The following is a 14797-nucleotide window of genomic DNA, read 5'->3' as shown; positions in this document are numbered from 1 at the left end:
GCCGTTTCTCGATGAATTCGCCGGCTCATAAGGGCACTTGTCCGATCGGACTATTCCCATCGCCGTCAAAATCATCAAAGACGTAAAGTCGCTTAGCAAGGATGGAGGCTGGACCGGGCGTGAAGCAGAAGCGCATGACGATCCTGGATGTCGCGGCCATGGCCGGGGTGTCGGTCGGCACGGTCTCCAACGTGCTGAACGGCACGATCACAGTCAGCGAAGCGCGCCGGCAGCGTGTCCTGGATGTCATCAAGGAGCTGGGCTATTCGCCCAACATGCTGGCGCTGGGCCTGCGCCGCAAGCGCTCGCCCGTCGTCGGCATCTGCGTTCCGCAGACCTCGATCCCCTATTTCTCGGCGCTGATGGAGGCCTTCGAGGAGGTCGCCGCCGCGCATGGCATCGAGATCATGCAGGTGCTCAGCCAGGGCGATGCCCAGATCGAGTACCAGCGCATCGTGTCCCTGCTGAAATACCGCGTGGGCGGGCTGCTGATCGTGCCGTCGAAGGATCCTTCGGCAACCTATGAGATGATCGCGGCTTCCGGCGTTCCGACCGTGGTGGTCGAGCGGGCCCCGGATGACGATTTCGCCTTCGACCGCGTCACCTTCGACAATCATGCCGTCATGCAGCGGGCGACGCAGGGGCTGATCGATCGCGGCCACCGCAGCATCCTGTTCATCGTCAGCGAGGCGGGCCTTATCGTCAATCAACAGCGTATCGCGGGCATGCGGGCGGCAGCCGACCCGGTCGGGGTCCATATCCGTGTGCTCGAAGGCGGACGCGATCAATCCACGCTGACAGCGCGGCTGGCGGGCGAGTTGCAGAACGAGCCGCGCCCCACGGCCATCGTGGTCAGCACCTCGACCTTCGCCGCCTGGGTGCTCCGCGCCTTCCGGGTGCTGCGCATCGACTGCCCCCGCGATATTTCGCTGCTGTCCTTCGAGCAGCCTGAATGGGAAGACCTCGTCACGCCGAAACTCTCGGTCGTGTCACGCCCGACGCGGGAGATCGCGCGCATGGCCTGGACGTTCCTGATGCGCCGCATGCGTAACGAGGCCGAAATCCCACAGCGGATCCAGCTCGACGCCGAAGTGATCTTCCGGGAGTCCGTCAGGCATATCTGACGGGGCCCTGCTCCCCCGAGCCGCCAGGCGCGCCTAGGCTGCTACGCCATCCCGATAGACGATCGCCCCCTCCTGCCCGACCGAGGCGATGAGGCGGCCATCTGTCGACCAGATCTCACCCGTGACGAAGGCACGCCCTGCCCCGGCGACCGGGTTGTCGGTTCGGAAGAAGAGCCATCCCTCGGGCGGCTCGGCATGAATCCGCAGGGAATGGTCGAGGGTCGCCGTCATCAGCTCGCCGGCGACAAACCGCGCGAGCTCGGTCAGCGCCGCCGTCGTCATCACGAACCGATCGGACGCATAGGCGAGAGCGCAGCAGCGAGCCAGGCGATCGGCGCGCCCGGCAACCAGCGGTCGAAACCAGAAGGAGAGCGAGGCATCGCGGCTTCCATGCATATCGAGACGCGATGGCGCGCTCACCGGCCGGATATCCAGCGGATGATCCCGCCCCCTCAGCACCTCCGAAAGTCCTGGATAGTGCTGGCCGACATCGTTCAGCCACGCCTCCAGCGTCGGGCAGGCATCCGGAGCTGGGGCCATCGGCGGCAATGGATTTCGGTAGGGACCACGGCTCTCGGCCGCGAAGGACAGCATGAGCAGCGCGGCAAGGCGCCCCTCCTGCTGCACGCGTACAAGACGGGTGGCGAAGCCGCGACCATCCTTGATCCGTTCGACGATGTAGTCCAACGGCATCAGTTGATCGGCGGGCCTCAGGAATTGCGCGTGCAGGGAATGCGGTGCCAGGTCCGCGCGCACTGTCGCCCCTCCGGCCGCAAGACCCTGTGCCACCAGAAGGCCGCCGAACACGCGGCCCGGCCCGGAATGGATGTTCCTGCCGAGGAACCGATCGTCTGACTGCCGAGTGACGCTGAACGCCGCTTCGGTTTGGCCGACAGCGCCAGCGGAGCGGGATTCGTCCAGGATGCCTGTCACAACCGATATCCCTCGATGTCCGGGCAGATCAGGAAATTGAAACAATTCAAATACACATGCTCCCGCATATGGCAATCGGATAACGTGGGGTCGCTTGGCATCACGGAGGTGAGGAAAAACTCAGCTCGTCGAGAGCTGGCACCCTGGTGGGGAGCCTGACCTGCAGATCCCCTCACCTATCGCCGGTTCGGACGTACGGGTGCTTCGTCAGTGGCATCTGCCTCTTCAGGCGCCTGCTCCCAGCCGAACACGCTCCGCCCGCCATATTCGTGCGAACGGCGGCGTTCCTCGGCGATATAGGCCGGCAGGCTCGGCCCGCTTGCGAAGCGCTCGAGCCGGCGCGTCTCGGCATCCATCCGGCGAATGGCCTCCAGACGCTCTTCATTGCCCAGTTTCGCCCGCTCCACCGCGGACTTCATCACCCGGATCGTCTCGTCATAGACCTTCGTCGGCACGGCGAAGGGCTGGCGGTCCTTGCCGCCATGGGCGAGCGAGAACCGCGCCGGATCGGCGAAGCGGCATGGCGTGCCGTGAATGACTTCCGCCACCATGGCGAGCGAGCGGACGGTGCGGGCGCCGACGCCGGGCACAAGCAGGAGATCGGTGAAATCCTCCGGGCCGGCATCCGCCGCCGCCGCCAGCGCGCCGTGAAGCCGGCGGATCATCACATCCTTCGGCCGTACGTCGTGATGTCCAGGCATGACCAGATGCGGCAGGGTCGGCTGCTCGAACGTCTCGAGCGGCGCAACCCTCCCTTCGAGCGCAGCCACCTCCTCGGCGATGCGATCCGGCCCCAGATGCCGCAGCAGGTCGAGTTGACCGGCGCGCGACGGCGCGGCCCTGCGATCGGCGAGATTGACGATATTGCCCTGGCTTCTGCCGTCGATCGCCGCATGCGGGGAATCGACAAAGCTGTCCAACCCCTCGGAGAGCCAGTGATAGCGCCGCGCCACGCCGCTATCGCCGTTCATGCCCTGCTGGATGACTGTCCATTTGCCGTCATCGCCGACCACGAAACCGTGCAGATAGAGCTCGAACCCATCCTGCACGGCGGCGCTGTCGACCTTGGCGACCAGCCGGCTCGCTTTGGCGAGCGCCGCGCCGTCGAAGCCGATCCGATCTCCGACCGCGACCAGTTCGGCGGGCGTCTGGCGCGAATGACTGCCGCGGCCGCCGCAGACATGCAGGCCGAGTTCGCCTGCGAGCGGCGTCAGGCCGCGCTTCAAGGCGCCGATGACGGAGGTGGTGATGCCGGACGAGTGCCAGTCCATGCCCATGACGGCGCCGAAGGACTGAAACCAGTAGGGATGCGCGAGCCGACGCAGGAACTCGTCGCGCCCGTAATGGTGCACGATAGCCTGCGCGATCACAGCGCCAAGCCGCGACATGCGCTGGCCGAGCCAGGCTGGAACACGGCCATTATGCAATGGCAGATCGGCACTGCCCGCCCGCTGAGCCACATCGCCCTCCGGAACCAAACAAGAACATATTTCGCATAATCGGGTCCACCAGTCACGAAAAAGCTGAGCTGGGGCGCCCCGCGTCACGGCCAGCGGAACGTTGGCCGCGTTCGCCCGTTGGATTTGCAGAAAACCTACCGGGAGATCCCGCCATGCCCGCCAAATCCCAAGCCCAGCAAAAGGCCGCCGGCGCCGCCCTTGCGGCGAAACGCGGCGACATGCCGAAGAGCGAGCTGAGAGGCGCCTCGAAATCGATGGCCAAATCGATGAGCGAGAAGCAACTCGACGAACTCGCTTCGACCAAGCGCAAGGGCAAGCCAGGCCACGTCTCCAAACACTGAGACGGAAAGCACTGGGGCGGAGCGCAGGTAAGGCCATGCCGAAGCCATTCATGAGGCGCGGATTGAGCCGCGCGCTCGTTGTCGCGTTCGCTCTGGCGTTCGGTGGCGGCGCGCTCGCGCTCACGCCGGACGAGGTGAACCGCGCCGGTGCCCCTGCTCAGCCCAAGCGCAAGGCGACCAAGCCATCGGCCAAGCCATCGGCATCGATCGTCAAGGCCCAGACGTTGCTGGCGCGCCAGGGCATCTCCCCCGGCGAAATCGACGGCATGGACGGCGAGAACTATCGCAAGGCCATCGTCCAATTCCGCCAGCGCGCAAATCTTGGTGAGGGCGATATAATCGACAACGCGACCTGGCAGGCGCTCGGCGGCGACACCGCGCGGGACATCGTCACCGCCTATGCCCTGACCATTGCAGATGTGCGCTACGCCTTCACCAAGCGGATCCCGCATGACTATGGCAGGCAGGCGAGGCTGAGGCGGCTCGGCTACCGCACAGCGGCGGAAATGTATGCCGAGCGCTTCAAGATGAGCCAGGGCCTGCTCCGAGCCCTGAATCCGCGTGCACGCTATCGCGAGTCCGGAGAAACGATCGCCGTGCTTTCCGCCAGTCGGGCGGCACCACCCAGCGAAGTCCAGACGATCGAGGCCAATAAGCGGACCGGCATGGTTTCGGCCTATGGGCCGGCGGGCGAGATGATCGCGAGCTATCCCGCCACGATCGGCAGCGGCGACACGCCCTCACCCGAAGGCGAGTATCAGGTCGCACGGATCGTCAAGAATCCGACCTATCATTATGATCCGGAAAAGAACTTCCAGCAGGGCAACAACACCCGCAAGCTCGTGCTCCCGCGCGGACCGAACAACCCGGTCGGCACCGTCTGGATCGCGCTGTCGAAGCCGACCTTCGGCATTCACGGCACGCCGGAGCCGTCCCGCGTCAGCAAGACCTCCTCGCATGGCTGCGTGCGGCTGACCAATTGGGATGCGGAGGAACTCGCCGGCATGGTGAAGCCCGGCGTCACCGTCCGCTTCGTGGATTAGCGGCCGGCTCCCAGGAACCTTCTGGACGGCGAGCCGTTCGGTTTCACAGGTCTCGGATCACGAGGAGCTTACGATTATGATCAAGAAGCTTGTTCTTGCCACAGCGCTCACGCTGATCCCGGCTGCTGTCTTCGCCCAGAACCCGGACGGCGCCCGGGGTGGCGCGCTGAGCGGCGGCGCGGCGGGTGCGGTCGGCGGCGCTATCGTCGGTGGTCCCGTAGGCGCCGTGGTGGGTGGAGTTGGCGGCGCCGTTGCCGGCGGAATCGTCGGCGACAATACCCCGCGCTTCAAGCAATATGTCGTGCAACAGCGCGTGCCGTCGTACACCTATTCGAACGATGTCGAGGTTGGAACGGTGCTTCCCTCGAGGGGCGTCGTGTACCACACGGTCCCGCGCGAGTATGGCGTGAGCAAGTATCGCTACACGGTGGTGAATGATCGCACGGTCCTGGTCGAGCCGAAGACCCGTCGCGTGGTGCAGATCATCGAATAGAACGGATGCCTCGGCATCGCCGCACGCGGGCTCGGCCGGAGTAACCTTCTTGGGTTGCATCGGCTGGGCCCGCCGCCGAAATTGAAGGAACTTCCCAACGACGCGGAACGGGACCGAGGGCGCGATTGAACGATGACCGAAGGCGAGCATGCTCTCCGTCAGGCGTTCAAGCGCATCGAGCAGGAGATCCCGGCGGGCGCCGCTGCGGCCTTGCGCTGGCTCAGGCATCCGGCCTCGCGCTGGATCCGCCTGCCTGCCGGCGCACTTCTCATCATCGGCGGCGTCTTCTCGATCCTTCCATTCCTGGGTCTATGGATGCTGCCGCTCGGCCTGCTGCTGCTGGCTGCGGATATCCCGTTCCTGCAAAAGCCGATGGCGCGTTTCGCCATGGGAGCGATTGATCTCTGGCTCCGGCTGCGACGACGCTGGCAGCGGAAATAGCCGCCCCTCGCCGGCAATCTGACCAGCCGGAAATACGGCCCACCGCACCAGCGCCCTTCACGATGACGGGAACAGGCATCCGCCCGCGTCGTTGTTTGCCCAATCCGATAAACTCAACAGGGAGTGATCCCAATGAAACGATTTGTAGGAATCGCTGCGATCGCCTTTGCCGCTCAGTCGGGTTGGGCGCTCGCCCAACCGGTCATGGTGGTGCCGCCGGACGAGGCGCCGAGAGGACGCGCCGAGCGCCCCTCGCCCGGAGATGCCGGGCCGCAAAGGGCGCCGGGCCGGGTGGAGCGTGATGTCCAGCAGCCGCCAAGCGCTCAGCGCGGGCCGCAATCGGATGGAATGCGAGCCCAGGAAAGCCCGCGAGGCGAAAGCCAGCGAGGTGCAAATTCCCCACGCGAGCAGGCTCAGCGCGAGCAACAGACCGAGCAGCGCGCGCAGGAGATGCAGCGGGGACAAGCCCAGCAGCGCGAACGCGAGCAGGCGCAACGCGAGAAGCACGAGCAACCGGCCGAACAACGCGCTCAGGAGATGCAGAAGGGACAAAGCCAGCGTGATCGCGAGCAGGCCCAGCGCGACCGGCAACAGGAAGACCGTTCCGGGCGGCGCGATGCGGAGCAGTCGCGGCCCGACAATCAGCGGCCCGCACAGCAGCGCGCTCAGCCGCAGCAGCCTAACCAACCCGGCGCAACCGAATCCGCTCGGCCGGGCGCGACCCCGGGGTCGGATGACAATCAGCGCTCGGGCTCGACCGCCCAGCGCCCCGGCGCGCAGCCTGGTACGGCGGGCGCCGAGCCGACGGATAGCCGCGCTACGGCCGGCCGCCAGCCGGCTGGAGACGAGCGTGCCGAATCCGAGAAGCAGAAAATCGCCGACACCGTGCGCAGCCGCGTCGATCGCAATGAGATCAAGGCGGAGAACCTGGGCGTCTCGGTCTCGGTGGGGGCGCAATTGCCCACGCGCGTCCAGCTCCAGCCGGTGCCGGGCGAGATCGCCTCGCTCAGGCCGCAATATCGCGATTTCCGCTACACGGTCTCGGACCGGGAGATCGTGATCGTCGACCCGCGCAGCCGACGTATCGTCGAGGTGATCGAGCGCGACGGAGGACGGCACGGCGGCGTCGACGTCTATGCCAGCTTCGAGCGGCGCCGAGACGTGAGGCGCTGGCGCGCACCGACTTCGGTCGTCTTCGAGGAAGGTGTCGTCCTGCCGGCCGATGCTCCCTATGCCGATCTGCCGGCCGAGCTCGTGGACCGCAACCCGCGCTGGCGCGGCTACCAATATGTCATGACCGAGCAAGACGAGGTCGCGATCGTCGAGCCGCGCAGTCATCGGATCGTCGATGTGGTCGACAAGAGCGGGATGCGCTCGGCCGCCGCCGCTCCGGCGACATCCGGCAGCACGGCGCGGCAATCGACGTCGAACGGCACCGACTCCCGGCATGAGATCGCGCGGCTCATCCTGAACGACGCCAGGCCCGGAGACATCCAGGGCATCGAAGGCTTGAAGGGTGCCGTGCTCTCGAGCGAGATCGTGCTTCGCCCGATCCCGGCCCAAGCCAGCGAGCAGGATAGCGAGCTGCGCGGCTATCACTACGCGCTGGTCGGCGACGACGTACTGATCGTCGATCCGCAGAGCCGCAAGATCATCGACGTGATCGAATAGCGTCGACCTGACCGGCGGGAGGCGCCGTTTGTCGCCCGCCCGTCATGCCCGAAAACGAACGGCCCCGGGGCGCGGCATCGTCTGAGCGCGATGCTGCGCTCCGGTTTGCTTGTTTCGACCAAGTCATCAGCTGGGCCAAGTCATCAGGGGCCAAGTCATCAGGGGCCAAGTCATCACGTCCCCGCGCAGCTCCCGTCGTCTGTTCCGGGAGGAACCAATCGGCCCCGCTTCTGGTTTGAACCTCATGCCGCGACGCGCCGCAGGGAGGCTCATGTGGACGATATCATTTACTTGGTCGGTCTCGTCGTCGTCGTCATGGCGATCCTTTCGTTCTTTGGATTGCGGTAGGGAGGCAAAGCCATGTCCATGGGAACCGATGTCGTCGTAGCCCCCGTCACCGTCAACGAGCCGGATCAGAGCTACCTGCAATGGGGGCCGATCATCGGCGGAGCCGTGCTCGCGACCGCGATCTCGACCATCCTGACCATTTTCGGTGCCGCGGTCGGCCTCTCGCTCGTTTCGGCGGATTTCGAGCGCAGCACCAGCGCAGCGGCGCTCATGGTCGCCGGCACGCTCTGGGCGCTGTGGATCACGGTTTCATGCTGTGCCGCAGGTGGCTATCTCGCAGGCAGGATGCGTCACCCGATCCCGGACGCAACCCGGGAAGAGCGTGGCATCCGCGATGGCGCCCATGGCCTGCTGGTCTGGGCTGTCGGCGCGCTGCTCATCACCATGGTCGCGAGCTCATCCCTGTTCGGCGTGGCACGCACGGCCGCGAGCGGCATCGCCGCAGCCGGTTCGGGAGCCGCGTCACTGATCTCCCAACAGGCAGATCCGATGGGCTCGGCGCTCGACAGCGTCATGCGGACGACCGGGACGACCAATGTCACGCCGGCCGAGCGGGACGAGGCTTCACGGATCTTCGTCGGCGCATTGGCCAACGGCAAATTCGATCCGGCAGATCGCGAATATCTCGCGTCGCGGCTGGCCGCACGCGCCGGCATTGCCCAGCCCGAGGCTGAAAAGCGGATGGACGACGCCTTTGCCAAGCTGAACCAGGCGAAGGAAACGGCGAAGCAGGTCGCCGAGCGCGCCCGCAAGATCGCAGTCCTGACCGCGTTCATGACGGCGGCTGCGCTGCTGGTCGGCGCCGCAGCAGCATGGTGGGCCGCAACGCTCGGCGGCGAGCATCGCGACGAGAACCTGACGCCGCGCTGAAGCTCCGCCATCCGCCTGCAGGGAGATTGGCCATGAGCACGTTGGAGCGGGCCATCGAAATCGCCGCGGAAGCCCATTCCGGCCAGCGCGACAAGGCCGGGGCGCCCTATATCTCGCACCCGCTTCGGGTCGCCCTGGCCTTCATCCGCTCGAACGACGAAAAGCGTGCGATCATCGCGGTGCTCCACGACGTGGTCGAAGATTCCGCCTGGACTTTCACGGATCTGACGAATGAAGGGTTCAGCGAGGAGATCGTCGATGCGGTGAACGCCCTCACGCGGCCGGACGACGAGCCTTACGAAGCGTTCGTTCGCCGAGCCGGCGCGAATGCGTTGGCGAAGCCAGTCAAGCTCGCCGATCTGCGTGACAACATCGCGCGAACACAGCTGGCGAAGCTTGAGCCGGAAGAGCTCAAGGCGCGCCTCGAGAAATATGAAGGCGCGCTCGCGCAGCTCGCATAGGTCGGTTATTCCCACCTGAGGAGCCGGCTCACACGCGCGTCAGCCTGCCAGCGGGGAAGCCGCCGGGCTATTCGTCCCCGGTCGGCGCCCCCTGCTGATAATCCTGCTGGAGCTGCTGGTTGGAAGACGGAGCGATCGCCTGGCATTCGCTGAAATAGAGATTGCCCGGCTGCCGATTATAGGGATTGGAGCAGATCTGCGCGAGTTCGGCCTGCCTTGATTGCGATGTCTGGCAGGCTGGCAAAGCCAGCCCCGCGGCGAGCACACAGGCGACAGCGATATACCTGTTGACGGCGATATACCTGTTCATGACGGCCTCCCCCCTCGATCCAGGGTTGAAGCGCGCCAGACAGTCCTCGCATCGCGCAGTTCATCCCCCGAACGCCAAGAAACACCAGAATTACTTTCGCTGGAACAGAAAAAGTAATTCTGGATCAGGTTTCGTGTCGTCCCGGTCAGCCGATACGCTTGCCGGCAGAAGATGCTGTCTGTCGCGCCGCCTGCCGGACTCGCCGTGCCGCGTCCCGCGCCATCTCCGCGCAGAGTCCGGTATAACCGGCGGGGTCGAGGAGATCGGCGATCTGCTGGGATGAGAGCCTCTCCTTCACGGCCGCATCGCCCGCCAGGATCTCGGCGAAGTTGCCGCCGCTGGTCGCCGCCTTCTGAGCCGCATCATAGACGACGTCATGGGCATGCTGGCGTCCCAGGGTCTTGCCGAGGTTGAGCATGATCGCCTCGGACATGATCATTCCGCCGCTGAGGTCGAGATTGGCGCGCATCCTGGTCGGGTTGAGCTGCAGCCCGGCCATGATCTCGACGAGGCGGGCCAGCATATCGCCGGCTGCGATGCTGGCATTCGCCTCGACCGTCTGCATCAGGACGTCGGTGGTCCGGTCGGCCTCGTGCTCCGTCTGCATCGCCTCGAGCGCAAGCGGCACAAATGCCCTCACCTCGGCGGCGAGGCTCACCACATCCTGCGACAGCTTCGGATTCCGCTTTTGCGGCATGGTCGAGCTGCCGACCGTTCCAGGCGGCACGGGCTCCTCGACCTCGCCGAACTCCGTCTTCATCAGCGTATAGACCTCGCGGCCGATCCGCGCCGAGGTCGCCGCGATCATTCCGAGCAAGCAGACATATTCGGCGCCGCGATCGCCGACCGCCCGTGAGGGGATTTCCTGGGCGGGCATGTTGAGCTCCTTGCCGAGCAGTTCCTGAAGCTTGCGCCCTTCAGGCCCGAAGGAGGCGAAGGTGCCCGCGGCGCCGCCCAGCATGGCAGCGACGATCCGCGGCTCGGCCTGGTCCATGCGGTCGAGATGGCGCAGCAGCTCGTCGACCCAGGTCGCCACCTTGTAGCCGAAGGTGATCGGCACGGCGTGCTGGCCGTGGGTGCGGCCGGCCATGACCATCTCCGCACCGCGTTCCGCCAGCGCGGCCATCGAGCCCAAAATCTCGCGCAGCTGGCCGCGGAAAATGTACAAAGCCCTGCGGATGAGCAGGAGATCGCCGCTGGCGACGATGTTCTGGGTGGTCGCGCCCCAATGGACCCAGCCGCCATGCGGCTCGCCGACGACGCGTCCGAGTTCCCAGACGAGCGGCACCAGCGTGTGAGCGGTGCGGAGGAAGCCTTCGTGGATGCGCTCGGGGTCGAGCAGTTCCAGCCGCGCGGCGGCCGTGATCGCCTGGGCGGCCTCCTCCGGCACCATGCCGATCTTCGCCTGGGCCCGCGCCAGGGCGGCTTCGACATCCAGCCAGGCCTGCCAGCGGCTTTCGAGCGTGAACAATGCCCGGATGCCGGGCTCCTTCACCCGGTTCGACGTCGATGAACTATCCTGCATGGTGGCGCCTTTCTCGGTCTTGAATTTGGGCTGGATTGCGGATGCGGGCGGCGTCGCGGCTCACGTCCTTGCGTCGAGCACGTCGCGCAGGCCGTCGCCGAGAAGGTTCAGCGACAGGACGGTGATGAAGATCGCGAGGCCCGGAAAGATGCTGATCCACCAGGCGTCGCTGTATTGCATGGCGGTCGAAAGCATCGAGCCCCAGGTCGGATCCGGCGGCTGGACGCCGAGACCGAGGAACGACAAGGCGCTCTCGGTGATGATCGCTGCCGCCGCCTTGAGCGAGGCGTAGATGATCACGCTGCCGCGGACGTTAGGCCAGACATGCTTCCAGAGGATGCGGGCATTGGTCATGCCGATTGCCCGCGCCGCCTGCACGTATTCAAGCTCGCGCACCGAGATCACCTCGCCGCGGACGAGTCGCGCGAAGTCCGGGACGTTGACGATGGCGATCGCGATGATCGCATTGGTCAGGCTCGGCCCCAGCGCAGCGACGATCGCGAGCGACAGGATGATGGTCGGAAAGGCGAGCAGGCCGTCGACGACGCGCATGGCGACATCGTCGAACCAGCCGCGCAGGAAGCCCGAGACGATGCCGAGCGTCACGCCGATGAGCAGCGCCCCGGAGATCGCGAGCGCCATGACCTGAAGCGAGGTCTGGCTGCCATAGAGCACGCGCGACAGGACATCCCGCCCGAGCTCGTCCGTGCCGAACCAATGATGCCAGCTCGGCCCTTCGAGAAGCGCCTCATAGTCGATCTCTGCGGGATCGAATGGTGCCAGCAGCGGCGCAAAGGCAGCGCAGAACAGCAACAGCGAAAGGCCGATAGCGCCGATCCTGCCCAGGCGATGGCGCAGCAGCGCACGCAGTACCGCCAGGACGCGCGACGGCTCAGGCGCCGCACCGATGGCAGGCGTTGCAGCCACGTCCTTGGCCGGTTCGGAGGTCGCGATCATAGCTGCACCCGCCGGTCGAGCAGCGAATAGGTGATGTCGGTGACGAGATTGACCAGGATCACGCCGACGACCACGACGAGGATCGCGCCCTGCACGACCATGTAGTCGCGCTCGAAAATGGCATTGGTGATCATGCGGCCGAGACCGGGCAGCGCGAACACCGTCTCGGTGACGACGGCGCCTCCGATCAGCCCGCCGAATTGCAGGCCGATCACGGTGATGACCGGGATGAGCGCATTCCGCAGCGCGTGCCGGATGATGATGCGTGGCTCGGCCGCGCCCTTGGCCCGCGCCGTCCTGACATAGTCCTGCAACAGCACCTCGATCATCGCCGCCCGGGTCTGCCGCATCAGGAGCGCGGCGTAAGCCATCCCGACCGTCATCACCGGCATGATCATCAGCTGGAGGTTCCTCAGCGGATCCTCGAAGAAGGGCACGTAGCCGGAGGGAGGCAGCCAGCCGAGCCGCAACGTGAACAGCATGATCAGCAACATGCCGACCCAGAAGAACGGCATGGCGAGGCTGGAAATCGAGAGAATGCTGACGAGGGTGTCGACCCAGCTGTTACGTCGGAGCGCCGCGATGATGCCGAGCGGCACGCCGATGCATGCGGCCAGCGTGATCGCCAGGATTGTGAGTTCGAGCGTCACCGGAATGCGGGTGAGCAGCATGTCCATGACCGGCTCCCCGGTCTTGAACGATTTGCCGAGGTCGCCGGTCAGCGCGCGCCCGAGCCAATCGATGAATTGCAGTGGAATGGGCCGGTCCAGGCCCATTTCCGCGCGCAAGGCCGCCCTCGCCGCCGCCGGCGCGTTCTCGCCGAGGATGGTCAGGGTCGGATCGCCGGGAAGCATGAAGGCGGTGGTGAAGACGACCGCGCACATCACGATGGCGACGGGCACGATTTGCAGCACCCTGCGGATCAGGAACCCAATCACGCGGTTCTCCTGCGGCTCTCTTGGAACGGGGCCGGAAGCGCCCTGCCCGGCGTCCATGACAACCGGAGCAGCGACGCCTTCGCGGAGGCAGGCATCGGGCTATTTCCGCAGCCAGGCCCGGTCGAAAAGATAGGCGCCGCTGAATTCCTGGTGGAGGCCGGCAACCTCCTTGCGGATGATGCCGCGGTCGCGGACCGAGGTCAGCGGCAGCTGATAGGCATGATCGAGCAAATATTGCTGGAACTCGACATAGATCGCCTTGCGCGCCGCCGGATCGATCGTCGTGCGGCCCTTCTCGATGAGCGCGAAGATTGTCTCGTCCTTGTGGCCGCTATGGTTCGCGCCGGCAGTCCTGGCGTAATAGGCGCCGAAATTGACATCGGGATCGACCTTCGGAGCCGACATCCGATGCAGCGCGATATCGTAATTGTGGCTGTAGATCTTGTCGCCCCAGGCGAGCCGCTCCAGCGCTTCGATCTCGACGCGCACGCCGACCGCGCCCATCTGGGCCTGGATGATCTGGGCGATCCTGGTATCGGGATCGCGCTGGATCATGGCGAGCTTGACCACGCCCTTGTGGCCGGATTCCTGATAGAATTTCTTGGCCTTGGCGAGGTCGAAATCATAGTCCCGCAGGTTCTCGCCGTAGATCGGCGATTGCGGCGGCTCCAGCCCCTTGAGCACGAGCCCCTGTCCGTTCGACGCGACCTTCTCGATCAGGGCCCGGTTGATGCCATGCACGAAGGCGCGGCGCAGCTTCTCGTCATCGAAGGGAGGCCGGGTCAGGTTGAACGACAGGATCTGCAGATTGCTGGCGAGGCTGTCCTCGAGCGTCAGGTTCGGGTCGCGCTCGACCTGAGCATAATCCTTCGGCTGGATCGCATCGGTGATATGGACAGTGCCTGCGCGGGCCTCGACGATCTTCGAGGCGGTATCGACGATGATGCGGTTGGTGACGCCATCGAGATAAGGCAGCTTCTCGCCCTTCTCGTCACGCCCCCAATAATTCTCGAATTTCTGCAGCTTGATCTGGTTGCCGCTGGTCCAGCTGGCGAAGGAGAACGGGCCCGTTCCCACCGGCTTGCGGCCATATTCGTTGCCCAGCGCCTGGATCGCCTTGGGCGATGAGATCATGCCGGCTTCATTGGCCAGGCCCGACAGCACCGAGGCCGAGGACCGGGTGAAATCGACCCTGACTGTCATGGCGTCGACCGCCGTTGCGGACTTCATGTCGGAGACGAACTGGCGGGCGCGCGCCTTGACCTGCGGATCGACGATCCGGTTCAGGTTGAACGCGACCGCTTCCGCGTTCAGCGGCGTTCCATCATGGAAGACCACGTTGTCGCGCAGATGGAAGGTGATCGAGAGCTGGTCCTTGGCGATCTCCCAGGACTTGGCCAATTGCGGGACGAGGTTTCCCTTTTCGTCCTGGACGAACAGGTTCTCGAAAATCTGGGTGTAGACGGTCCGATCGCGACCGGGGGCATTGCCAAAGGCCGGATCGAGCGATGCCGGCTCGACATCCATCGACTGAACCAGAATGCCCCCGCGCTTCGGCGTCTCCTGCGCGATCACGGGCAAGGCGAATGCGACGCCGAGCGCAAAGCAGGCGCCAGCCAGCAGCTTCATGATCATCTCCCTGTGGCGAGGCATCCATTCGGTTGCGGATGCTCTGGTTCTTGACGAACGCCGGCGCTCCCTACGGAAAGCCCGGCGCCGATCGATCAGCACCCGCCACGCCCTCAGCGGCGCCGCGAACGCGAAAGCTGATGCCCGCGACGCTACAAAGAGAGCGCTCTCATTGTCAATGAGAGCGCTCTCTTTTTTTGATCGCCGCAATGCTGTAGGCTCTGGTGTTGACCTGAACCGCCGAAGCGCTAGC

At 65.4% G+C, this 14797-nt stretch carries 16 protein-coding genes; 8 read left to right on the top strand and 8 right to left on the bottom strand.

The genetic code is table 11. The annotated features are described in order from the left end of the window. Positions 1-134 precede the first annotated feature (134 nt). The gene (locus tag EV560_RS27055; RefSeq protein WP_165923665.1) at positions 135-1124 is read left to right on the top strand and encodes a LacI family DNA-binding transcriptional regulator; all 990 of its coding nucleotides are present in this window, start codon (positions 135-137) and stop codon (positions 1122-1124) included. A 33-nt stretch (positions 1125-1157) separates the two neighbouring features. Here the strand turns inward: EV560_RS27055 and EV560_RS27050 are convergent, their stop codons facing one another. Together EV560_RS27050 and EV560_RS27045 are read right to left on the bottom strand one after the other, a co-directional pair. Then, complete coding sequence (locus EV560_RS27050; protein WP_165923664.1) at positions 1158-2057, bottom strand: acyl-CoA thioesterase; 900 nt, start codon at positions 2055-2057, stop codon at positions 1158-1160. A 176-nt stretch (positions 2058-2233) separates the two neighbouring features. Further along, entirely contained in the window at positions 2234-3517 is a 1284-nt protein-coding gene (locus EV560_RS27045) for a DUF763 domain-containing protein (protein WP_131859172.1), read from the bottom strand. A 152-nt stretch (positions 3518-3669) separates the two neighbouring features. Between EV560_RS27045 and EV560_RS27040 the strand changes: the two genes are divergently transcribed. The 4 genes from EV560_RS27040 to EV560_RS27025 all read left to right on the top strand — a co-directional run bounded on the left by EV560_RS27040 (position 3670) and on the right by EV560_RS27025 (position 5835). Beyond that, a complete protein-coding gene (locus tag EV560_RS27040; RefSeq protein WP_131858952.1) occupies positions 3670-3858 on the top strand; it encodes a DUF3008 family protein in 189 nt (62 codons plus the stop codon). Positions 3859-3920: 62 nt separating this feature from the next. Next, positions 3921-4901 carry a L,D-transpeptidase family protein gene (locus tag EV560_RS27035; RefSeq protein WP_165923663.1) on the top strand — a complete coding sequence of 327 codons (981 nt, stop codon included), beginning with the start codon at positions 3921-3923 and terminating at the stop codon, positions 4899-4901. A 76-nt stretch (positions 4902-4977) separates the two neighbouring features. Beyond that, a complete protein-coding gene (locus EV560_RS27030; protein WP_131858950.1) occupies positions 4978-5394 on the top strand; it encodes a DUF1236 domain-containing protein in 417 nt (138 codons plus the stop codon). 132 nt (positions 5395-5526) lie between these two features. Continuing rightward, positions 5527-5835 (top strand): hypothetical protein, encoded by a 309-nt coding sequence (locus EV560_RS27025; RefSeq protein WP_131858949.1) that lies wholly within the window; start codon positions 5527-5529, stop codon positions 5833-5835. 57 nt (positions 5836-5892) lie between these two features. Here EV560_RS27025 and EV560_RS35885 read toward each other — a convergent pair whose 3' ends face one another. Next, positions 5893-6522, bottom strand: coding sequence for a hypothetical protein (locus EV560_RS35885; protein ID WP_165923662.1), 630 nt, complete (start codon positions 6520-6522; stop codon positions 5893-5895). Between the two features lie 198 nt (positions 6523-6720). On the opposite strand from EV560_RS35885, the gene EV560_RS35880 reads away from it, so the two are divergent. From EV560_RS35880 to EV560_RS27005, 3 genes are all read left to right on the top strand, one after another. Next, positions 6721-7506, top strand: a complete 786-nt coding sequence (locus tag EV560_RS35880) for a DUF1236 domain-containing protein (RefSeq protein ID WP_165923661.1) — start codon at positions 6721-6723, stop codon at positions 7504-7506. Positions 7507-7866: 360 nt separating this feature from the next. Then, a complete protein-coding gene (locus EV560_RS27010; RefSeq protein WP_131858946.1) occupies positions 7867-8724 on the top strand; it encodes a hypothetical protein in 858 nt (285 codons plus the stop codon). A 32-nt stretch (positions 8725-8756) separates the two neighbouring features. Further along, entirely contained in the window at positions 8757-9185 is a 429-nt protein-coding gene (locus tag EV560_RS27005; RefSeq protein ID WP_131858945.1) for an HD domain-containing protein, read from the top strand. Between the two features lie 67 nt (positions 9186-9252). Here EV560_RS27005 and EV560_RS27000 read toward each other — a convergent pair whose 3' ends face one another. The 5 genes from EV560_RS27000 to EV560_RS26980 all read right to left on the bottom strand — a co-directional run bounded on the left by EV560_RS27000 (position 9253) and on the right by EV560_RS26980 (position 14544). Then, complete coding sequence (locus EV560_RS27000) at positions 9253-9495, bottom strand: hypothetical protein (RefSeq protein ID WP_131858944.1); 243 nt, start codon at positions 9493-9495, stop codon at positions 9253-9255. Between the two features lie 145 nt (positions 9496-9640). Beyond that, a complete protein-coding gene (locus EV560_RS26995; RefSeq protein ID WP_131858943.1) occupies positions 9641-11020 on the bottom strand; it encodes a class-II fumarase/aspartase family protein in 1380 nt (459 codons plus the stop codon). A 60-nt stretch (positions 11021-11080) separates the two neighbouring features. Then, positions 11081-11977, bottom strand: coding sequence for an ABC transporter permease (locus EV560_RS26990; protein ID WP_131858942.1), 897 nt, complete (start codon positions 11975-11977; stop codon positions 11081-11083). Next, a complete protein-coding gene (locus EV560_RS26985; RefSeq protein ID WP_165923660.1) occupies positions 11974-12915 on the bottom strand; it encodes an ABC transporter permease in 942 nt (313 codons plus the stop codon). Before EV560_RS26985 ends, EV560_RS26990 begins: the two co-directional genes overlap by 4 nt. A gap of 99 nt (positions 12916-13014) precedes the next feature. Continuing rightward, a complete protein-coding gene (locus EV560_RS26980; RefSeq protein ID WP_165923659.1) occupies positions 13015-14544 on the bottom strand; it encodes an ABC transporter substrate-binding protein in 1530 nt (509 codons plus the stop codon). Between the last annotated feature and the right edge of the window lie 253 nt (positions 14545-14797).

This window comes from Allobosea sp. BK604 (genome assembly GCF_004341515.1).
Taxonomy (GTDB): Bacteria; Pseudomonadota; Alphaproteobacteria; order Rhizobiales; family Beijerinckiaceae; genus Allobosea.
This window is presented reverse-complemented; position numbering and strand designations above follow the sequence as displayed.